Annotated in this window: 19 protein-coding genes; 12 read left to right on the forward strand and 7 right to left on the reverse strand. The window is 40.9% G+C overall.

Annotation, left to right across the window (positions count from 1 at the left end; all coding sequences use genetic code 11):
- Nucleotides 1-83: 83 nt before the first annotated feature.
- Nucleotides 84-845 carry a hypothetical protein gene (locus tag ASU03_RS02985; RefSeq protein WP_057830404.1) on the reverse strand — a complete coding sequence of 254 codons (762 nt, stop codon included), beginning with the start codon at nucleotides 843-845 and terminating at the stop codon, nucleotides 84-86.
- Between the two features lie 40 nt (nucleotides 846-885).
- Here ASU03_RS02985 and ASU03_RS02990 point away from each other — a divergent pair, with 40 nt between their 5' ends.
- The 5 genes from ASU03_RS02990 (at nucleotide 886) to dusC (ending at nucleotide 4739) form a co-directional block, all read left to right on the forward strand.
- Nucleotides 886-1860, forward strand: coding sequence for a bifunctional GNAT family N-acetyltransferase/hotdog fold thioesterase (locus tag ASU03_RS02990; protein ID WP_082627117.1), 975 nt, complete (start codon nucleotides 886-888; stop codon nucleotides 1858-1860).
- A gap of 14 nt (nucleotides 1861-1874) precedes the next feature.
- Nucleotides 1875-2372, forward strand: a complete 498-nt coding sequence (locus ASU03_RS02995) for a nuclear transport factor 2 family protein (RefSeq protein WP_057830405.1) — start codon at nucleotides 1875-1877, stop codon at nucleotides 2370-2372.
- 65 nt (nucleotides 2373-2437) lie between these two features.
- The gene (locus tag ASU03_RS03000) at nucleotides 2438-3373 is read left to right on the forward strand and encodes an SDR family oxidoreductase (protein ID WP_082627118.1); all 936 of its coding nucleotides are present in this window, start codon (nucleotides 2438-2440) and stop codon (nucleotides 3371-3373) included.
- Between the two features lie 155 nt (nucleotides 3374-3528).
- Entirely contained in the window at nucleotides 3529-3807 is a 279-nt protein-coding gene (locus ASU03_RS03005) for a hypothetical protein (RefSeq protein ID WP_057830406.1), read from the forward strand.
- Nucleotides 3807-4739 carry a tRNA dihydrouridine(16) synthase DusC gene (gene dusC, locus ASU03_RS03010; protein WP_057830407.1) on the forward strand — a complete coding sequence of 311 codons (933 nt, stop codon included), beginning with the start codon at nucleotides 3807-3809 and terminating at the stop codon, nucleotides 4737-4739. Before ASU03_RS03005 ends, dusC begins: the two co-directional genes overlap by 1 nt.
- Here dusC and ASU03_RS03015 read toward each other — a convergent pair.
- Nucleotides 4736-5635 (reverse strand): LysR family transcriptional regulator, encoded by a 900-nt coding sequence (locus ASU03_RS03015; RefSeq protein WP_057830408.1) that lies wholly within the window; start codon nucleotides 5633-5635, stop codon nucleotides 4736-4738. The two genes, dusC and ASU03_RS03015, sit on opposite strands and share 4 nt — an antisense overlap.
- 135 nt (nucleotides 5636-5770) lie before the next feature.
- Between ASU03_RS03015 and hutH the strand changes: the two genes are divergently transcribed.
- A complete protein-coding gene (gene hutH / locus ASU03_RS03020) occupies nucleotides 5771-7288 on the forward strand; it encodes a histidine ammonia-lyase (protein WP_057830409.1) in 1518 nt (505 codons plus the stop codon).
- Between the two features lie 16 nt (nucleotides 7289-7304).
- Nucleotides 7305-9347: a urocanate hydratase gene (locus tag ASU03_RS03025; protein ID WP_057830410.1), complete on the forward strand. Its 2043-nt coding sequence runs from the start codon at nucleotides 7305-7307 to the stop codon at nucleotides 9345-9347.
- A 151-nt stretch (nucleotides 9348-9498) separates the two neighbouring features.
- Here the strand turns inward: ASU03_RS03025 and hutC are convergent, their stop codons facing one another.
- Nucleotides 9499-10272 carry a histidine utilization repressor gene (hutC, locus tag ASU03_RS03030; protein ID WP_082627119.1) on the reverse strand — a complete coding sequence of 258 codons (774 nt, stop codon included), beginning with the start codon at nucleotides 10270-10272 and terminating at the stop codon, nucleotides 9499-9501.
- A gap of 159 nt (nucleotides 10273-10431) precedes the next feature.
- Between hutC and hutI the strand changes: the two genes are divergently transcribed.
- Nucleotides 10432-11691 (forward strand): imidazolonepropionase, encoded by a 1260-nt coding sequence (hutI, locus tag ASU03_RS03035; RefSeq protein ID WP_057830976.1) that lies wholly within the window; start codon nucleotides 10432-10434, stop codon nucleotides 11689-11691.
- 56 nt (nucleotides 11692-11747) lie between these two features.
- Here hutI and ASU03_RS03040 read toward each other — a convergent pair whose 3' ends face one another.
- A complete protein-coding gene (locus tag ASU03_RS03040) occupies nucleotides 11748-12464 on the reverse strand; it encodes a glycerophosphodiester phosphodiesterase (RefSeq protein ID WP_057830411.1) in 717 nt (238 codons plus the stop codon).
- Between the two features lie 170 nt (nucleotides 12465-12634).
- Between ASU03_RS03040 and ASU03_RS03045 the strand changes: the two genes are divergently transcribed.
- Together ASU03_RS03045 and ASU03_RS03050 are read left to right on the forward strand one after the other, a co-directional pair.
- Nucleotides 12635-13516 (forward strand): pseudouridine synthase, encoded by an 882-nt coding sequence (locus ASU03_RS03045; RefSeq protein WP_231731501.1) that lies wholly within the window; start codon nucleotides 12635-12637, stop codon nucleotides 13514-13516.
- Nucleotides 13517-14184: 668 nt separating this feature from the next.
- Nucleotides 14185-15840, forward strand: coding sequence for a methyl-accepting chemotaxis protein (locus ASU03_RS03050; RefSeq protein ID WP_057830413.1), 1656 nt, complete (start codon nucleotides 14185-14187; stop codon nucleotides 15838-15840).
- A gap of 60 nt (nucleotides 15841-15900) precedes the next feature.
- On the opposite strand, the gene ASU03_RS03055 is transcribed toward ASU03_RS03050, so the two are convergent.
- Both ASU03_RS03055 and uvrA read right to left on the reverse strand, forming a co-directional pair.
- Nucleotides 15901-16434, reverse strand: coding sequence for a GNAT family N-acetyltransferase (locus ASU03_RS03055; protein WP_057830414.1), 534 nt, complete (start codon nucleotides 16432-16434; stop codon nucleotides 15901-15903).
- 67 nt (nucleotides 16435-16501) lie between these two features.
- Nucleotides 16502-19333 (reverse strand): excinuclease ABC subunit UvrA, encoded by a 2832-nt coding sequence (gene uvrA / locus ASU03_RS03060; RefSeq protein WP_057830415.1) that lies wholly within the window; start codon nucleotides 19331-19333, stop codon nucleotides 16502-16504.
- A 185-nt stretch (nucleotides 19334-19518) separates the two neighbouring features.
- Here uvrA and ASU03_RS03065 point away from each other — a divergent pair, with 185 nt between their 5' ends.
- Both ASU03_RS03065 and ASU03_RS03070 read left to right on the forward strand, forming a co-directional pair.
- The gene (locus tag ASU03_RS03065; protein WP_057830416.1) at nucleotides 19519-20883 is read left to right on the forward strand and encodes an MFS transporter; all 1365 of its coding nucleotides are present in this window, start codon (nucleotides 19519-19521) and stop codon (nucleotides 20881-20883) included.
- A 157-nt stretch (nucleotides 20884-21040) separates the two neighbouring features.
- On the forward strand, nucleotides 21041-21256 hold the full coding sequence (locus tag ASU03_RS03070; RefSeq protein ID WP_057830417.1) for a dodecin: 216 nt from the start codon (nucleotides 21041-21043) through the stop codon (nucleotides 21254-21256).
- Between the two features lie 204 nt (nucleotides 21257-21460).
- Here the strand turns inward: ASU03_RS03070 and ASU03_RS03075 are convergent, their stop codons facing one another.
- Complete coding sequence (locus tag ASU03_RS03075) at nucleotides 21461-21946, reverse strand: GreA/GreB family elongation factor (protein WP_057830418.1); 486 nt, start codon at nucleotides 21944-21946, stop codon at nucleotides 21461-21463.
- Between the last annotated feature and the right edge of the window lie 277 nt (nucleotides 21947-22223).

The following is a 22223-nucleotide window of genomic DNA, read 5'->3' on the forward strand; positions in this document are numbered from 1 at the left end:
TAATTAAGATAAGCGTTAATACAAAAAAGGATGCTTCGGCATCCTTTTTTATTGCTTGAAATAAAGCGGTCACTAGAACGTTATTAATTGAGCTGTTGACCATGGCGCCAAAATTTTCGCCAGCGTTGTAATTTCACTTGAGGCAGGTAACTGTGTTTATTGCGCTTGATCAACCGATGCAGTTGCCAATGTTTAGGCGTTAACTGAATAACTATATTAAGATAATTTGGGATATTAAAGTAAGTGATATGGTGGTCTGGTTGTAACTGCTGCAATATGGTTAGGCACAAGTTAATATCGCTATCGCTAAGGTCAGGTAAATTAATCGACAAACATGCTTGTAAGTCTAGCTTGCTGGTTAGCGTTTCAAGTTGCTTGACGATAGTATCAAAACCAAATTCCTGCGACTGGTAAACATCACAAATAATCCAATCAAGTTCAGCAGAATTTTTCTCTGTTAACCAGGTCATGCCATCCGCACAGACTATGTCTAGTTCAGCATGTTCAGGGTTAAAATATTGCGCAAAGCTGTCAATGACACCTTGACTATGATCTATGGTAGTCAATATTATATCGGGTGATAAATTCTGTAAAAACCGAGTGAGGTTACCACCACCTAAACCCAATTCAATGATACGGGTTGGCCGAAAAAAAAGTAGCGGTAAAAGCAGGGCAATTTGGTGGGGTAGGGTTAATTGCCAAGGTTTACGTTTGTGCATCACACTTTGCACTACGTCACTAAATGCCATCCAACGGTAATGGTCGTTTTCACTGACCGTTATTGCATCTTGTTGTTGGCTTAAATACACTAAGCGACCTTGGGCTAAATGTTTTGCTAACTGCATAAGCCATCCTAAATTTAATCAATAAGCGTAAGAATAGCCAATGAACGTCTGTAGGTCACCAAAAAGTTCTGTAGAGTTTGAGCAATATTATCAACTGCGCTGGCAAGTACTGCGCCAACCTTGGGGGCAAACCTTAGGCAGTGAACGAGATAAGCTAGAGCAAGAAAGTATTCATCGTATGGTTATCGATGAAAATAATAAGGTGCTAGCCGTTGGCCGGCTAGAAAAGTCTAGCCAGTTCAGTGGTCAAATTCGCTTTATGGCAGTAAGCCCAGCAGCGCAAGGACAAGGCTTAGGTAGGCAAATTATCAAAGCGCTAGAGCTGCAAGCGCAAAAACTCGGTATTACTAACTTGACTTTAAATGCTAGAGAAAGTGCTTTGGCTTTTTATCAAAAGCTTGGTTACCAGTCACACGGTTTCTCGCATCTATTGTTTGATGAAATTAAGCACTTTGCCATGAGTAAAACGTTAACCCCTGCTCACAACCATCAGCTAACATCCTCAAAGGCACTGCAAGATGTTTGGCATGATACTATTCCGCTCAGTAAAGCGATGAACATTCAAATCAGTTATTTTGATGGTCAACAACTTATTACTCATTGTGATAAAAGCTTTAATAAAAACTTACATAACACTATGTTTGCCGGCAGTATTTATACCTTGGCTACTTTATCGGGTTGGGGCTGGGTGTACCTGCAGTTACAGCAACTAGAGCTTAAAGGTGACATTGTCCTAGCCAAGGCTAATATTGACTACCATGCCCCGATAACCGGGCTTGCTTATGCAAAAGTTTCTGCTGAGTCTGTCTCGGCTGACTTCTCTCGATTAGATGAGGGGAAAAATGCTCGTATTCATTTAACGGTACATATTTATAGTGGCGAGAACGTTGCCGCGACCTTTACCGCTAGTTATGCGGTTTTAGCACCTAGACCCAAGCCAGAGCTTAAAACAGAAGCCAAACTTAAAGCCGCAGCCAAACTTAAAGCCGCAGCCAAAGCTAATTTTGAAAGTTAACAAGTGAGTAAATCATGAAAAAGTATTATTACCTCGTTATAGCGCTATTTTGGGGCTTAACTTGTGGATTGTTGAGTGTTAACGCCTTTGCCACAACGGATGAGCAAAGCATAGCTAAGGTGTTAAATAACTTTCATCATGCGGCGGCTAATGCCCAGACCAAGGTCTATTTCAATCTATTAAGTAAGGATGCTATTTTTTTGGGTACTGATGCTAGCGAGCGCTGGAGCAAAGAAGAGTTTAAGGCTTTTGTGGTACCCTACTTTGCAAAAGGAACTGGCTGGTTATATACCCCGACAGAGCGGAATATCAGTGTTATTCAAGCGGGGCAAGTAGCCTTTTTTGATGAGTTACTGCTTAGCGAAAGTTATGGTACTTGTCGTGGCTCAGGAGTATTAATAAAGACAGAGCAGGGTTGGAAAATCTCTCAATATAACTTATCAATCCCTATGCCTAATGGTCTAGCTAAAGCGCTAGTTAAACAAATAAAAGCTTTTGAGCAGCCTAAGTAGTCGCTTGGTTACTCAGTAACACTAAACAAAAACAGAGTCTAAGCACAGTAACGAGAATAGTAACGATGAATAAAGCAGTGAGCAATAAAGTAACTTCTTCAGTCGACATTTCAGTGGGTCTTTCTGTCGGTATTGTCGGTTGTGGATGGTTGGGCAGCGCGTTAGCACAGCAACTAATAAAAAAAGGGGTAAAGGTACTTGCTACGCGTAGCAATACGGATAATGCCGAGCAGTTAAATAGCCAAGGTATTGCAGCGCAAGTATTATCCTTACCGACAGAGCAAGCGCAGTTAAATAGCCATGCTATTTTTAACCAGCGCTGTTTAGTCATCGCTATTACGCCACAATTTAGACAAGGTCGTGTTGATTACGCTGAAAAAGTACAGCAGCTAGTTACCGCAGCTAAAGAGAGTGGTAGCGTTGAAAAAATTATTTTATTGAGCAGCAGCGCCATATATAACGGCTTATCAGGAAAAGTTGATGAAAGTATCACCTTAGATTTATCCGCTGATAAAGTCGCGCTATTAAACCAAGCTGAGCAAGCCGTACTTAATTTTAATCAGGCATATAGTAATGAGCACGGCTTTAATGATTCAAAGCAGCAAGCCGGTAAGAGTCGTGGCTATGTACTACGTTTAACAGGCTTAGTTGGGCCAAACCGCCACCCAGGTAAGTTTTTGCTCAATGGTCGACTGCTCAAAAGTCCACAAGCCATTGTTAACTTGATTCATCAACAAGATGCCGTTGGTCTAATTCAAGCATTACTCGCAAGTGAGCTTGATGGCGCTATTTTTAATGGTGTTAGTCCAACACAGGTAACAAAACAGCAATATTATCAAGCCGCAGCAACAGCCTTAAAACTACCAGCTCCTGTTTTTGAAGAAGAAGCGATGTTGTCAGGGGATAAGCCCAAGATCGTTTCAGCTACAAAAACACAAGCAGCATTGAACTATCGCTTTGTTTATGCCGATTTACTTAGCTGGCTTACAGACGGTGAATAGTTTAGCTTTCCTTGGTGGAATGATTGTTATAGCCAAGCGATATATTTCCTTTTAAGTGATTTAAATCGCAACTGAATCAATTAGTCCCATTGCTATGATACGGTCAGCCGGTACTTTTGTTATACTAGCGCCGTTATTTATTAAAGAGCCTACTTTTGAATTTACTGCCAATAAACTTTATTACTCGCCATCAAGCTAAACTGCTGTTTCTTGTGTTTTGGGGTCATGTCACTATTTTGGATCTTTTTTACGTTAGTTATGCGGGGCCGATATTTTTTTGGCAAGAAAATTTCCAAGCCTTCACCATACTTATTCACTTAACAGTCGCCTCGTTAACCTTAGTTTTTTACTTTATGCTGATTAAACTAATGACTCGCTTTCGGGCAAGTAACAGCGCCAAGCAAATGCAATCTAACAATAGCTCCCCCTACTAATGCGTGTCGTACTAGCGCCTATGGAAGGTGTACTGGATTACAGAATGCGTGACTTACTTACCCAAGTCGGTAGTTATGATCTTTGTGTCACTGAGTTTATTCGTGTGGTTGACCAAGTACTTCCCGAGCGTGTTTTTCATCGTTACTGCCCAGAGTTAATTGATGCTGGTGTTTACGGTAGCTGCACTAAAGCGGGCACACCTGTTCGTGTGCAGTTATTGGGTCAACACCCGGAGTATATGGCTGAAAATGCCGCTAAAGTGATTGAGCTTGGTTCCAGTGGCATCGATTTAAACTTTGGCTGCCCCTCTAAAACGGTGAATAAAAGTCGTGGCGGCTCTATTTTATTGAAAGATCCCGAAAATCTTTATCAAATAATAAAAGCCGTTAAAGACGCTGTACCTAGTGACACCATTGTCAGTGCTAAAATTCGTTTGGGTTATGAAGATAAGGCCCTTGCCATAGAAAATGGTCAAGCGGTTGAGGCTGCTGGAGCTCATGAACTGACCGTGCATGCCCGTACTAAAGTAGAAGGTTACAAACCCCCTGCACATTGGCACTGGATTGCTAAAATTAAAAATGCCATTAATATTCCCGTTATCGCCAATGGTGAGATTTGGAATTTAGCCGATGCCATTAAGTGTCGAGAAATTTCTGGCTGTACTGATATTATGGTTGGCCGTGGTGCGTTAACTATTCCTAATTTAGGACAGGTCATTAAACAAGAAAGCAATATTATGCCGTGGTCCGATGTACTGGCTATATTATCTGCCTATACAGAATTTGAAACTCACGGCGACAAAAGTAAGTATTACTGTAATCGTATCAAGCAGTGGCTGAAATATTTAAAAAATCATTATCAAGAAGCGGATGCCTTATTTGTCGAAATAAGAAGGTTAAAAACGGCAGAAGAGATTAGAGCTGCGTTTTAGCCAAAAGAATGACAGCGCTTAATTTCTTCTATCAGCGCATTTGCCAGCGGTGAAAGGATGTTGTTTTTTGTAGAAATTAACATTATTGGAATTTGATAAGAATATTTTTTAGGCAGAATCGACTTAAATAAGCCCTTATCAAGCCAATAGTTCGCATAGTGTTCAGGTAAATAACCGATAAACGCACCCGATAATATTAGATGAGCTATGCCTTCGTCATGGTAGGCAGTTGCACTGTTTTGATAATTTAAGCCATCGTTTCGTACTTCTTTATCACGCATATAGTTACTGGTGATCACTTCAGCTACTTCAAGTCGTTTATTTACTTCTGCCGGCTTACAGTCGAACAACGGGTGGCCTTGCCCGCAATATAAATAGTTAGTTTCATTGTGTAAGGGGTAATAATCTAAGCCGCGTAGATGATGACGACTAACCCCTAGGCCAACTAGTGAACGACCATTAGCCACGGATGTTTCTACTTCACGTGCTTCACAGACATTAATATCAAATTGAATATTACCGCCTTTTGCCTTTAATGCCGAAATAACACGGGCGACACCACAACGAGGATCACTCACTAAAGTACCTATAGTGGCAATCGTTACCCTGCCTGAAAGTTCATTTTTAGAGCTGGCGACAGTACTGGCAAAAGCTTCGCATTGTTGTAGTAATTCTAGTGATGCTTGATAGGTCACGCGCCCAGACTCTGTTATCTCAAAACCACTCCGGCCGCGTTTACATAATTTAATGCCTAAACGAACTTCTAAGTCGGATAAATGGGAACTAATGGTAGAGCGGCCTATATTTAAACGGGACTCTGCCGCGGACAAACCGCCACATTCAACAATAGCGACGAATATTCTGAGTAAACGTAAATCAACGTCATGAACTTGCATTTTTTAGCCTTAGTTCGATAAAACCGGAATGAATTACGATTATTATGTATTTATAAAACATTAAGAGCAAGTTAAAATCACTATATAAATAGCTATTATGCTACACAAAAAAACCAAATAATTAGGAGCATTAAGATGACATTTAAATATGGTGTTGACCGCCTGAATCTTGATATTGTCAATGGTATTGCTGATGGCAGTATCAAAGCCGAGCTTTGCCAAGAAGCTTTAGATAAAATCAATATAAGTCGCCAAAGAGTAGAGAAAATGGCTGCTTCAGATAAAGCCGTATACGGCATCAATACCGGTTTTGGCCCGTTATGCGATACACAAATTTCACCTGAAGATACTAATTTATTACAAAAGAATCTACTCATCACTCATGCCGTCGGTGTGGGCGAGCCAATCGCTAAATCTATTTCCAAGCTGATGTTGATCACTAAGGTGCATGCTTTAAGTCAAGGTTTTTCGGGTATTCGCCTGGAAGTGATAGAACGCATGTTGGCCTTTATCAAACTTGATTTGATCCCCGTGGTACCAGAGCAAGGCTCGGTAGGTGCATCGGGTGATTTAGCACCACTTTCTCACTTATTTTTACCTTTACTTGATGAAGGTGAGTTTTGGCAAAGTAAAGAGGGGCAAGACGACAAAATTGTCGCGGCAGCACCGCTACTTCGCCAACATGGTTTAGATATTATGGAGCTGCAGGCAAAGGAAGGCTTGGCATTAATTAACGGCACCCAATTTATATTATCTCATGGCATCACCGCGTTAACTAAAATGCGTTACTTATTAGACCTAGCCGATATGACGGGTGCCATGAGTATCGAAGGCATGCAAGGCAGCCAATCGCCCTTTAGAGACGAGCTACATCAATTACGTGCCTTTAAAGGTAACCTTGTCGTTGCCGCACGCATGAGAAGACTTTTTAAAGATTCTGAAAACATGGCGGATCATGCAGAATGTGACCGTGTACAAGACCCTTATTCATTACGATGTATTCCACAAGTGCATGGCGCATCACGTAATGCCTATTATCACTTAGAAGAGTTAGTTGAAATTGAAATGAACTCTGTCACTGATAATCCCATTATTATCAGTAGCGAAGAAGCGATTTCTGGCGGTAATTTCCATGGTCAACCACTGGCTATGGTGCTTGATTATACTTCGATTGCCGCATCAGAATTGGGTAATATTTCCGATCGCCGTTGTTACCTATTATTAGAAGGTATACACGGTTTACCGAGATTATTGACCTCTGCCGGTGGCTTAAACTCAGGCATGATGATCCCGCAATATACCACTGCTTCTCTGGTCACAGAAAATAAATCTCTTTGTTTCCCACCTTCTGCTGATAGTGTACCTACCTCTATGGGTCAGGAGGATCATGTCTCTATGGGTAGTATTTCGGGTCGACAATTAAATCAAATCTTAGGTAATTTAGAAAAAATATTGGCTATCGAGTTAATGTATGCGGCACAAGCTATCGAATTTAGACGCCCTAATAAGTGCTCAGACATTATCGAACTTAACTTGAAAGTGATCAGAGCAAAAGTTGCTAAGCTGGAAGAAGATAGACTATTGAAGCCTGACATCGATGCCATGATTACCATGGTTAAGACACAAGCGTTTACCGTAAGCTTTAACCATTAATAAAGGGGTCATTGCTATGACAACAACGATGAATGTTCAAGAGCTAACGCTGTTAAAAGAGACTATTAAGCAAGGCATCCCTAGCCAATTACCACCAGTAAGGGTTTATCCAGCAGATGCCAATCGTGCTCCTAAGCGTAAAGACATTCTATCAGCTGACGAAAAACAGTTGGCCGTTAGAAACGCCTTACGTTACTTCCCGAAAGAATGGCATCAAGAATTGGCGGGTGAGTTTGCTCAAGAACTAAAAGATCTTGGTCGTATCTATATGTACCGATTCAAGCCAAATTATGCTTTAAAAGCACGCCCACTTAGCGACTATCCTGCACAATGTACTCAGGCCGCGGCAATCATGTTAATGGTTGATAACAACCTAGATCCTGCCGTTGCTCAGCATCCACAAGAGCTAATTACTTATGGCGGTAATGGTGCAGTTTTTCAAAACTGGGCGCAATACTTGTTGGTAATGAAGTATTTAAGTGAAATGGAAAATGACCAAACCTTGCATATTTATTCTGGCCACCCAATGGGGTTATTCCCGTCATCGCCAGATGCGCCTCGTGTTGTGGTAACTAATGGCATGATGATCCCTAATTACTCAAAACCTGATGACTGGGAAAAGTTCAATGCCTTAGGTGTCACGCAATACGGGCAAATGACGGCCGGTTCTTTCATGTATATTGGCCCACAAGGCATTGTCCATGGCACCACAATTACGCTGATGAATGCCTTTCGTAAAGTCCTTAATAATGGTAAGAACAAAGGCGAAACGACTAAGGGTAAAGTATTCCTAACATCAGGCTTAGGTGGCATGAGTGGTGCGCAACCTAAAGCGGGTAATATTGCTAACTGTATTACTGTCTGTGCAGAAGTGAATGAAAATGCAGCCACTAAACGTCATCAGCAAGGTTGGGTTGACGAGCTTATTGATAACATGGATGAACTGGTAACACGCGTCAAAGCAGCACAAGCAAATGAAGAAGTCGTCTCGATTGCCTACATAGGTAATATCGTTGATGTATGGGAGAGTTTCTATGAAAAAGACGTTTTCATTCACCTAGGCTCAGACCAAACGTCATTACATAACCCATGGTCAGGCGGTTATTACCCAGTAGATATTAGCTATGAAGAATCGAATCGATTAATTCGAGAAGAGCCGGAAGTGTTCAAAGTTAAAGTACAAGAAACACTTAAGCGTCATGCCGATGCAATAAATAAACATACCGCTAAAGGTACTTATTTCTTCGATTATGGCAACGCTTTCTTACTCGAAGCCTCACGCGCCGGTGGCGATGTTATGGCTGAAAATGGCATTGACTTTAAATACCCATCCTACGTGCAAGACATCTTAGGGCCAATGTGTTTTGACTATGGTTTTGGACCATTTCGTTGGGTATGTGCTTCGGGTAAATCTGAAGATCTAGATAAAACTGATGTTATTGCCGCAAGCGTGCTTGAAAAAATTATGCAAGAGTCGCCAGAAGAAATTAAGCAACAAATGCAAGACAACATTACTTGGATTAAAGACGCGAAGAAAAACAACTTAGTGGTTGGCTCACAAGCTCGAATTCTTTATGCGGATGCCCAAGGCAGAATGGAAATTGCTAAAGCCTTTAACGATGCCATTAAAAGTGGTGAAATTGGCCCTATAGTACTTGGTCGTGATCACCATGATGTCAGTGGTACAGATTCACCATACCGTGAAACGTCTAATATTTATGATGGTAGTCGCTTTACTGCCGACATGGCTATTCATAATGTTATTGGTGACAGCTTCCGTGGTGCCACTTGGGTTTCTATCCATAATGGTGGCGGGGTAGGTTGGGGTGAAGTAACCAACGGTGGTTTTGGTATGCTACTTGATGGAACTGATGATGCCGAACGCAAACTTAAATCTATGCTGTTATTTGATGTTAACAATGGTATTGCCCGTCGTAGTTGGGCACGAAATGAAGAAGCCAATTTTGCTATAAAACGAGAAATGGCCAGAACGCCTAAGCTTAAAGTTACCTTAGCTAGCCGAGTTGATGACGATATTATAAATAACTTATCACTGTAACAGGCTAAACCCTAGAGCTATTCCGTATGATCGGAATAGCTCTACAATTCCCCCCCATATACAGTGCTCTTTTACCATTTCTTATACTATTTTTTATACCGAGTAATATCAGCTACTCATCTAGGCTAAAGTGTCTATTTTTGGCAGCACTTTAAAATTTAAGATGGCTACCTAAACGGTACTTATCGCCTGGCGATGTTAAAATAGCGAAACTCACTACGCCTTGTTTTGACCAGGTACGACGTTTTACTTGTAAGCAGGGGATATTTGTTGCGATCTCTAATAGCTGACAAATTTCTGTGCTTGCTAATATCGCTTCTACTTCATGAGTTGCTTCTGTTAATGGCGCCACGGATGACAGGTACTCATGCGGGGTAATCATGGTGAAGTTTTGTAATAAATATTCAGGCACTAAACTGGCATTAACATAACGCTGCTCTAATTGAATAGCCTCACCATTTTCAAGATGTAAAATCTCCGAATAAAAGACGTGTTCATTATTTTTTAAATTTAATAAAATGGCTAATTCTTCGGTAACAGCTATTGATTTGAGTAATAATTGTTTGGCTTTATGTTGGTGGCCACGCTCACTAATTTCATCACTAATATTACGAATTTCTAGTAACGATGATTGCGACTTAAACGTTGCGACAAAGGTGCCGGCGCCTTGTGATCGTACTAAGATGCCTTGCTCAGTTAAATCTTGTAAAGCACGTCTTGCGGTCATACGACTAACATTGAATTGTTGAGTTAATTCATTTTCAGAAGGCACCTTGGCATGCTGTGGCCATTCACCTGACTCAATATTTTCACGGATATATTGTTTAATAATAGTATACTTAGCAGGCTTATCTTTTTTGCTTGAGTTATGGTCAGTGCTGTTACTAGAATGAACAGTAAAAGGGGCAGTAGAATTGGCAGTCATGATTATATTTGAGTGTGTTGAACTTCTTTACACCATCTCACATCTTTAATAAAAAGGCAAGAGTTGTATATACAAGTTGCGTATTGGTTATTTAAAAGGTAAAATTTTTCTATCATAGTGGACATGTTCACTTTCATCATTTTTTCATTAGGTCGCGGTATGATAAATTTTAAACAATGGCAAACTCTTTATATCAATGTAAATCTAGCCACCATGACTGATGGCAGCAATAGCTACGGTGAAATTACTCAAGCAGCATTAGCAATCAGTGATGGTAAAATTGCTTGGTTAGGCAAAGAAAGTGACTTGCCGGACGCTTTATTAGCTAAAGATAGCAACAGCTCGAGTCAGGCAGCAATTGATATTATCGATGGTAAAGGGCAATGGTTAACGCCAGGTTTAATCGATTGTCATACTCACCTTGTTTATGGTGGTAACCGTGCCAATGAATTTGAAATGCGCTTACAAGGCAAAAGCTATGAAGAAATAGCTAACGCTGGCGGTGGTATCGTCTCCACTGTGGCAGCTACGCGTAAGGCTAGTGAGCAAGAATTACTCGCCAGCGCTTTGCCGCGTTTAACCGCTTTGCATCAACAAGGTGTCACTACCGTTGAAATTAAATCAGGTTATGGTTTAGATACGGTTAACGAAATTAAAATGTTAAAAGTCGCTGGCCTGTTAGCGGCTGAACTGCCAGTGACCATCAAGCGTACTTTTCTTGGCGCCCATGCTTTGCCGACTGAGTATAAAGATAATGCCGATGGCTACCTTGATCTTGTTTGCAATGAAATGTTGCCGCAAGTTGTTAAGGAAAACTTAGCCGACGCTGTTGATGTGTTTTGTGAAGGTATAGGCTTTACACTTGAGCAAACCAAGCGTGTTTTTGATGCCGCCCAAGCGCATAACTTACCGATTAAAGTTCATGCCGAGCAATTATCTAACCTCGGTGCTTCTGAGCTTGCGGCAAACTATGATGCCTTGTCTTCTGATCATATTGAGTTCTTAGATGAAGCCGGCATTAAAGCGATGAAAAAATCAGGCATGACCGCAGTATTATTACCCGGTGCTTTTTACTTCCTGCGTGAGACACAATTACCACCAATAGACTTGCTTCGTAAACATCAAGTACCTATGGCCGTGGCCACCGATGCCAACCCAGGCACCTCTCCCATTCATAATATTCATTTGATGCTTAATATGGCCTGTACCTTATTTAAGTTAACACCAAGCGAGGCATTGGCAGGTATTACTTGTTATGGCGCTAAAGCATTAGGACTGACAGATTCTAAAGGTCAGCTTGCAGTTGGCTATGATGCGGATATTGCGCTATGGAATATCGAGCAACCGGCAGAGCTGTGTTATCAGTTTGGCGTCAACCCACTAGCGGCTCTGTACCAAGCAGGAAAAAGAGTTATTTAGTTGCGCTAATTTCTTTGACGTTAAGCCACTAACCGCTTTGTAGCAAGCACTATGTACTAAGCTGAGTGGCTCGTTATTTGTTGTAAATATTGCCTAGCTTGAGCGGGGTTGTTGGCAAAAATTCCATCTACCCCTAATGCTTTCATCTTTTTAATGTCAGGTAATTTATCCACAATATAAACATAAACCTTTAGCCCTCGTTGGTGAGCATCACTAACAAACTCAGCACTAACATAGTCGACCACAATATGGACGGAATAAGCGGCTAACTGCTCCGCAAATTTAGCATGTTCTAGTGGCAGGCAAGCGGTTAAGGCACCAAGATTAAACTCAGGCCTATGGCGATAGATTACTTGTAATAAGTGATGGTTAAATGAGGATAGTAGTATTTTATTAAAGTCTAATTTAAGCACAGCCTTAGCATCATCTAAGTATTGGAATAAGAGTGAAAGATCTTCTATTGCAATACCTTTGAGCTCAATATTAATAATGCATTGCTGAGCAACTACCGCTAAAGCTTCGTCTAGGGTGGGAATTACCGCTCCGTTACCCGCATCAAGTTGGCGTAATTGGACAAAGTTATGCGCTATTAATAAACCACTTCCTGAGGTGGTGCGCTCAAGATAGCGATCATGTATAACCATTAACTTGCCATCTACCTGATGGATATCAAATTCAACTGCAACGGTATCAGCCGTACATGCGGCGTTCAATGCTGGTAGGGTGTTTTCTGGTTCAAGGGCACTGGCGCCGCGATGTGCAAAAATTAGCATAGTGTTTTGCAGATGATTAATACATTGGTGATACTTTTGAGTATAATAGTGATAATTAAAAATGCACCAAAACATAAGTAGCGATTACATTGACCACATCAATCTTCCCAAAACGTTTAAACAAATACATTAGTGATTCTGGTTTCTGTTCGCGCCGTAGTGCCGATAAAATGATAGAAGATAACCGTGTCACCATTAATGATAAAGTGCCAGAGCTAGGTACCAAGGTGTTAGAGGGGGATGTCGTTAAAGTAGATGGCTATAATATCGAGCCAATTAGTGATGATAAATCGGATCGTATCTATATAGCTTATAACAAGCCTACTGGTATTACCTGTACTACGGAGAAGCATGTCAGAGGCAATATTATCGATGCTATTGGTCATAAAAAACGCATATTTCCTATTGGTCGTTTAGATAAACCCTCTGAAGGTTTGATCTTTCTCACCAGTGATGGTGATATTGTTAATAAGATATTAAGGGCAGAAAATGCCCACGATAAAGAATATATAGTGACAGTGGATAAACCCATCAGCGAACGCTTTATTTTGCGTATGTCTCGTGGTGTACCTATTCTAGGCACCATTACTAAACCTTGTATTGTGCGGGTGGAAAGTCGTTTTGTTTTCACTATTGTATTAACTCAGGGGTTAAATCGTCAAATTCGCCGCATGTGTGAATACCTTGATTATGAAGTGCTAAAACTTAAACGTTCACGTATTATGAACGTTGAACTGGGCAATTTAAGTCCAGGGCAGTGGCGAGATTTAACGAAGGAGGAAATGGCAGAAATTAATGCTGCGGTGCAGCACTCTAGTAAAACCGCGATTGATACCGCTCAGCCTAAAGCGCCATTAGATATGGATCAACTGACAAAAAAAATAGATGAAGACCTTAATATAAGTCAGTCGACTCCGTATCTGTACACGCCTAAAAAAACCACAGCAACTAATCAAGATACAGCCAAAAAATTGAGCCCTAGTGATATCTGGCCTACTCATGATAGTAAACCAGCAGAGAGAAATACGCTTAAACTAAACCCTAAGAAGTAGGTTTAGTGGGCTTTTTCCATGGAATTCACCTCAATATATATATACCCGTAACCATTCAAGATGCCTATTTCAGAGTGCTTGAGCAATTTCAATTCAAGGCGCTGTGATGAAATAATGGTTGTTCAGGAGAATATGCTCAGGATAATTGCTCCTGCATTATCTCATGAACTAAAAATGTTCACTGCCGCACAACTAGCGCGAACAAGTTCCCGCCTACGGGGTTCACCACAGGCAGCTTAGAAATATCGCCACGCATTGAAAAAGGCTAACGGATGCTAAAAACAATACTCTATGTTCACTGCCGCACAACTAGCGCGAATAAGTTCTCGCCTACGGGGTTCAGGTAGCTTAATAAGTATGAGATAACAATGAGTAATTATAGTGACGCTTAAGTATTAGACTTTAGCCTAATACTTAGTCAATTGATTGATGCCTTTAGATAAGTTGATAAAGAAATTTTTAAAAATATTATTGAAAAGTACATGTCTGCCGATAAATATAATAACCACTACTACCTCGTAAGTAGTGGTTACTCACCTAAGAAAATAAGAATTTAATCAATGTTTACCGACAGAAAATTAATAGTTGCCTACAATTATTTATTAATCATTTGGTGACATTTATTGCTTTAAATGAAAAATATCCCTTACCAGTTTGGAGAGAAATTAATGGCTTTTTTAAGTAATGTTTCAGTAAAGATGAAAATAAGTTTGTTAACTGGGGTTTTGCTATTAGCACTTATTTCAGTAGCTAGCTTTTCTATTATGCAACTTTTATTAATTAAGAGTGCTTTTATGCAATTCAGTCAAAGTGCCGTTGTATTAGAAACAACCATTCTAGAAGTAAATCGTGATTTGAATTATGTCTCGCGTTTAACGCGTAGCATTATGCTAGGAGATAATTATCAAAAAAACCACAATAAGCTTGAGCAGAGAATCAATGATATTTCTGGACACTTTGATAAATTAGCTCATACCGTAAAAATTGTTAGTGATGAACAAGTTAAATCTCAGTTGACTTCTTTAACATTAAAGTCGAAGCAGTCGACAATGAAATTCTTAAACGAAAGCTTACGTTTAATGAATACGCTGTCGGAAACAAGTAGCATATCAGAACAGCAAGCAGCGTGGAAAAAGTATAAAAAGGAGTTCAGTCCGCTAGCGAACAGTTCTAGAACGGACTTTGCCTCATTAAGGACGTTGGTTGATAACAATAAAGTCGTTATTTATCAGACCTCAGCAGATGCAGTCGAATCATCGTTGTCCGTGACAATAATCATTTCAATTACCGCTGTTTTAGTGTCAGTGCTACTTGGTTTTTTTACCATGAAAAGTATCATTACCCCACTTGAGAAGCTTAGACGTGCCTTTGAAGAAATTGAGTCTAGCTCTAACTTAACTATTCGTACTAACGTTGATTCTGGTGATGAGCTTGGCGCAGTAAGTAGGGCTTTTGATTCATTATTACAAAAATTTCATCATACCCTAACGGAGGTGGTTAGTATTGTTAATCGCTTACATAATGCCTCAAACCAATTGGCCAACTCTAGTGAAACCACCAGCTCACATATACGAAGTCAACGTCTGGAAACGGATATGGTTGCTACAGCTATGAATGAAATGGCAATGACAGCACAAGAAATTGCACAAAATGCTGCTAATACGGCTACAGGTGCAGAAGATGCTAACCAACAGGCGCTGCAAGGACGTGAGATAGTTTCAAATACAGTTAAGGGTATCTCTGATTTAGCATCAGGCATTCAAACGGCCTCAGAATCAATTGATAAAGTATCTAGTGATAGCCAAGAGATAGGTCGGGTTTTAGATGTCATTAAAGGTATTGCTGAGCAAACTAACTTACTCGCATTAAATGCTGCTATTGAAGCTGCAAGGGCAGGAGAACAGGGGCGTGGTTTTGCTGTAGTTGCTGATGAAGTTAGATCATTAGCATCTCGCACAGAAACTTCTACGCAAGAGATTCAACAGATGATTGAGCGCTTACAACAAGGCTCAGAACATGCAGTAATACTGATGAAAAAGAGTAATCAACAAGTGGAGAAGTCTGTTGAGCAAGCTAGCTCAGCGGGTGATGCACTGCAGAAGATTACAGAATCTGTTGCCTCCATAAATAATATGGCGGCGCAAATTGCTACTGCTGCAGAAGAGCAAACGAGTGTTAACGAGGAGATTAATCGTAATATTACTAACATTTCAACTATATCAGATAGTACTTCTGTTGAAGCTGAAAATACTCAGCACTCAAGTAAAGAGTTGGCTGAGCTGGCGAATAATTTGAATTTATTAGTGTCGGAATTCAAAGTATAAAGACTTTGTTTAATTAGCGTATGAGTACTTTAACATACGCTATTATTTGCAAGGATTAGCTTAGCTATTCAATGACATTTGATAATGAACCGCATCAAAATCGCCGATGGGATCAGTATGTAAATAAGCTCTGACAAAGCTCATGCCCATTTTTTTCATCACGCCGATTGAACCGGCATTATCGGCAACAGCTAGCGCCGAAACATGGCTAACATCCGTATTCGCGACCACGGCGTTTTTAACGGCTTCTGTGGCGTAACCCTTGCCCCAAGTGCTTTGGAAAAAACGCCAGCCTAATTCTAAATCTTTAACGTTGGGCGAGTCAGTAAAAAATGCCATAGGGCGGATTAATACCCAGCCTAAATACTCATCGGTTAATTTGTTGGATACTTGCCAAATTCCCCAGCCTAACTTGCTATCACGGTATTTCTCCATCCTAGGGATAAAAACACTATTAACTTGCTCCATACTAGTTGGCTTACCACCGTTCAGATATTTCATCACTTGTGGGTCTTGATCTATCTGCCACAAGGCTTGGGCATCTTGAGCGTCCATTAGCCTAAATTTAAGGCGTTCACTATTGTTGATATGCATAATAAACCTGTTGAGAAAGGATAAGAAAGCAAGCATAACGGAGAACGTCCGTTATGCTTGGTTGGTATTAGGATTTTTGCAGTAAGGGTTTTAAAAATCTCGCCGTATGTGAAGTTTTATGATCAGCTACCTGCTCGGGTGTGCCAGCCACTAATATTTCACCACCACCGGCACCACCTTCTGGACCTAAATCAATGATCCAGTCGGCAGTTTTTATCACATCTAAGTTATGCTCAATCACCACTACGGTATTACCATGGTCACGTAATCGATGAATAACATGCAGTAATTGTTTTATATCGTGAAAATGTAAACCCGTGGTCGGCTCATCTAAAATATATAAGGTTTTGCCAGTATCTCGTTTAGATAACTCTTTTGATAGTTTAATGCGCTGGGCTTCACCACCAGAGAGGGTTACTGCCGATTGGCCCAATTTTATATAACTTAAGCCAACATCCATTAAGGTTTGCAACTTGCGCTTTATCGACGGGATGGCCTGGTAAAATTCAAAGGCATCTTCAATGGTCATATCCAATACTTGATGGATATTTTTACCCTTGTACAATACTTCTAAGGTCTCACGGTTATAGCGCTTACACTTACAGACATCACAGGGCACGTAAACATCAGGTAAAAAGTGCATTTCAACCTTGATCATGCCATCACCTTGGCAAGCTTCACAGCGACCGCCTTTAACATTAAAGCTAAAACGTCCTGACTTATAACCCCGTGAACGTGATTCTTGTGTGGCGGCAAAGATGTCACGTACCGCGGTAAATATGCCGGTATAAGTGGCCGGGTTTGAACGTGGCGTTCTACCAATCGGGCTTTGATCAATGTCGATAACTTTATCTAAATGCTCTAAACCGTGAATGCTTTTATAGGGGGCAGGCTCATCAATGGTGGCACCATTTAGCTCAATATGAGCAAGTTTGTATAAGGTGTCGTTAATCAGTGTTGATTTTCCTGAGCCTGAAACCCCGGTAATACAGGTCATCAAACCGGTTGGAATCACTAAATTAACATTCTTTAAGTTGTTGCCGCTGGCACCTTTTAGCTCTATCACGGCTTTTTTATTAAAGGTATGACGCTTTTTTGGTATTTCAATTCTTTCTACGCCAGAAAGGTATCTACCCGTGAGTGACTCTTTACAGGCTAAAATATCCTCTACTGTGCCTTGGGCGATAATTTCACCGCCATGTACTCCAGCTCCAGGGCCTATATCAATGATGTGATCAGCCGCGCGAATGGCCTCTTCATCATGCTCAACCACAATAACGGTATTACCTAAATCACGCAGGTGTATTAAGGTGCTAAGCAAGCGTTCATTATCTCGTTGATGTAAGCCAATAGAGGGCTCATCTAGTACATACATAACGCCAACTAAACCTGCGCCAATTTGGCTTGCAAGGCGTATGCGTTGTGCTTCACCCCCCGATAGGGTGTTAGCACCGCGTGATAAATTTAGGTAATTAAGGCCAACATTAACCAGAAAGCCTAAACGTTGGTTTATTTCTTTTAATATCTTCTCGGCTACTTGGCCTTTTTGACCGGTGAGGGTCAAACCTTGGAAAAAAGTGAGGGCATCACTGATGGATAATTCAGCGATAACCGGTAACGGCGTATCATCAATAAAGACATTACGGGCCTCTAACCGTAAGCGACTACCATTACAGTCAGGACAATGATGTGAATTAAGATATTTGCCTAGCTCTTCACGCACCGAGTTGGACTCGGTTTCTTTATAGCGGCGCTGCATATTATTGATGATGCCTTCAAAGGGATGTTTACGCATCACCACATCACCACGGTCGTTCATATATTTAAATTCAATTTCTTGTTTACCACTACCATAAAGTACAACTTTTTGCGCTTCCGCGGATAAGCTGTTAAAAGGTTTATCCACTTTAAAGTTATAATGTTCGGCCAACGCTTGTAGCATTTGAAAGTAATAAAAATTACGTTTGTCCCAGCCACGGACCGCACCGTCAGCAAGGCTTAATTTTTCGTTGGCGATAACGCGACTACTATCGAAAAATTGTTCAATACCTAAACCGTCACAGGTTTGACAAGCGCCGGCGGGATTATTAAAGGAGAATAAGCGCGGCTCTAATTCTTCCATGCTGTAACCACAATGTGAACAGGCAAAATTAGCCGAGAACAGTAACTCTTCTCGGTCTGGCTCATCCATAAAGGCAACTTTTGCGGTCCCCCCGGTTAAGCCTAAGGTTGTTTCAAAAGACTCAGAAAGGCGTAACTGAATCTCATCACGCACTTTTAAACGATCAACGACAACTTCTATGGTGTGTTTTTTCTGTAATTCTAATGGCGGAGGATCGGATAAGTCACAAATTTCACCATCAATGCGGGCACGAATAAAACCTTGCGCGGCTAAGTTATCAAGCAGCTTTACATGTTCGCCTTTACGGTCTTGGATAATAGGAGCAAGTAGCATCACTTTTGTGCCTTGTTCAAGGGCTAAAACCTTATCAACCATTTGTGAAACCGTTTGTGCTGCGAGTGCTTGACCATGCTCGGGACAACGCGGCTCACCAACTCGGGCATAAAGTAAACGCAAGTAATCGTAAATCTCAGTGGTGGTTCCTACGGTTGAACGTGGATTATGAGAGGTTGATTTTTGTTCAATAGAAATAGCCGGCGATAAACCTTCAATATGATCAACATCAGGTTTTTCCATTAACGATAAAAATTGACGGGCATAAGCTGAAAGCGACTCAACATAACGGCGTTGTCCTTCAGCGTAAAGCGTATCAAAGGCAAGAGAAGATTTTCCTGAGCCAGAAAGACCGGTAATAACCACGAGTTTATCTCGAGGAATTGTTAAACTAATGTCTTTGAGGTTGTGTGTGCGCGCCCCTCTGACTTCAATACTTTTCATGCGTTTTTTAAACTCAACTAGCGATAAAATAGAACCGACTATTATGTCATAAAAACAACGCTATAAAAACTAGTCTCATGCTATTGCTCTTGTTTTCATCGTGGGCATTTTGTTGTGCAACTTTGCGTGTTAAACTAGCGGCCATTTTTCCTAGTTCTTCATTTTATTTAGGTTTTAGCAACGTTATGAGTGTTTCAGGTTTAAACCGTATTGAGAAAATAGCCGCCATCACCTTAGCCAGTGTCTTTGGTGTGCGCATGTTAGGCTTATTCATGATACTACCCATCTTTGCCATCTATGGTGAGCAACTTACGGGATATAGCCCTATTTGGTTAGGATTAGCAATTGGCGCTTATGGCTTAACGCAAGCTTTATTGCAAATACCTATGGGTATGCTTTCAGATAAGTTTGGTCGGAAACCCGTCATTCTGGCCGGTTTAGTGGTCTTTCTTATTGGTAGTATTGTCGCGGCAATGTCCGAGACTATATATGGTGTCGTGCTCGGGCGAGCAATTCAAGGTATGGGCGCTATTGCTAGTGCAGTACTCGCCTTAGCGGCCGATTTAAGTCGTGAAGAGCAGCGACCCAAAGTGATGGCAACCATTGGCATGTTTATCGGTTTATCCTTCACCCTTGCCATGATTTTAGGGCCAATAGTAGCTGATGTTGTCGGGTTAAGTGGTTTATTTTGGTTTACCGGTTTTCTGACCATTTTAGCCATGGCTATGATCCAATTTATGGTGCCTAACTCGGTGAATAAAGCTCCGCGTGGTGATCATGTCGCCTTACCAGCACAAATAAGCCGTTTAATACGTCATCCACAATTATCTCGATTAAATTGGGGCGTGTTCATTTTACATATGGCCTTAACAGCTTGTTTTGTTACCTTGCCGAAGCAGTTTGTTGCCAGTGGCTTGGCGCTGGAAAACCATTGGCAAATATACTTGCCGGCCTTACTCGGCTCTTTCTGTTTAATGGTGCCTTTTATGATTTTTGCCATTAAGAAGCAAAAAGAAAAACCTATGTTTAGCGCTGCTATTGCGCTATTAGCTTTGGCGCTATTTTTACTTTGGTTATTACCCAGTGGCTTTTGGAGTCTAATACTGTCAGTGGTGATGTTTTTCACCGCCTTTAACTATTTAGAAGCAACCATGCCGTCAATCTTATCTCGTATAGCGCCTGCCGGTGTTAAAGGTAGTGTTATGGGGGTTTATTCAAGTAGCCAGTTTTTAGGCGCGTTTGTCGGTGGTATTGTCGGTGGTTTTATTGCCAGTCAGTATGGCGAGCAAACTATTTTCTTAGTGATGGCTGTGGTCACTGTGATTTGGTTGTTATTAAGTTTTGGCATGCAGCCATTAAAAAAATCAAAAAGTTTTAGCTTTGCCACCAATATTACCGGTGAAGAAGAAGCCAATAAAATGGCTGAACTATTAATTAATATGCCTGGCGTTATCGAAGCAACACTCGTTCATACTGAATCGGTTGCTTATTTAAAAGTGGATGATAAAAAGGTTGATTTAGTCGCGATTAAAGCCTTGCTACAAAGCTAGGTCAGCGAGAGAGTTTTTCCTTGCCTAAAGGCATTTTAACTGCCACTGATATCCTTCATTTTGATTGGTAACGGCTATAGTCTAATCTCACCGAGCAAACGAGTAAAAGCACGCTAAACTAAGGGTTACCTTGTCCCTTAATTTAGCGAGTGCACTCATGTCTAATCATCACACTTACAAAAAAATTGAAATGGTTGGTTCATCGACAACCAGTATCGAAGATGCTATAGAAAATGCCTTGGCTGAGTGCAATAAAACAGTCAGCAATATGGATTGGTTTGAGGTCACAGAAACCCGAGGTCATATTGTCAATGGCTCGGTCGGCCATTATCAAGTGACGTTGAAAATCGGTTTTAAAATAGTGTCTAGTTAATATATACCCATCGAAGCAGCGTTTGAGCAACATCACTTCGTCGTTGCTGTAACTCATAATGGAACAACCATTATTTCATCACAGCGCATTGAATTGACATTGCTCAAGCACTCTGAAACATGCATCTTGAATGGTTACGGGTATAAGCCAACTCAGTTTTTATTTAACTTTGCTTTTCTCCGCTGAAGGAGGGATTTATTGAGCCTATTTGAGCGCAGCAATATAATCTTTTTTCTTATTAGCGCCGAGCGTAACTTCTATATCATCATCTTGTTGCTTGCCCAGTAGTGCCATGCCCATAGGGGATTGTGCTGTTATGACGGTAATATTTTGTTGAGCTAGTTTACAGCGGAAGCCACCTGCGGCAGGACCGATAAAGAACCAGTGGTTCATTGCCGTATCTGCAGATAATTGTACTAAAGCGCCTAAGGCGATATAGCTATTGTTGTTGAATGCCTTGGTATCTAGTGCTTTATAGGCATCGATATCCTGTTGTAAGTCAATTACTCGCTTAGATTGCCCCTCAGCTAAGTAGCTAGCCTCTATCGCTAGGGTATCATATTGTGTTTCCGCGACACTTTGATCATTAACCGCAGCGGCATGTGCTACATTGGCGGCACCAATGGCTTGTTGAAGGTCTTGTGTTAATGCAGTAAGCACTAGGTCAATTAATTGTTTTTTATTGGGCATAAAATTTTATTCTATCGCTATTTTAAATGTTTTACTCAGTAGCTGTGTTACTACTTAAGCTGAACTATGGCTAATGGCTGTTTGATATTTAAGTAAAATAAACAGGTTATATTTTATGGAAAAATTAACAAGCAATTAAAATCATTAACTAGCCAATCAATGGCTCAATTTATTCGATTAGTAAGACCAAACGATTATCAATAGCGGGTTATTTATCGACGTTTTAACGCAGAGAATCGAATAAAGGCGGTTGTTGAGCAAGTGCGCTTATCCAGAG

The sequence above is a fragment of the Colwellia sp. TT2012 genome (genome assembly GCF_001440345.1).
Taxonomy (GTDB): domain Bacteria; phylum Pseudomonadota; class Gammaproteobacteria; order Enterobacterales; family Alteromonadaceae; genus Colwellia.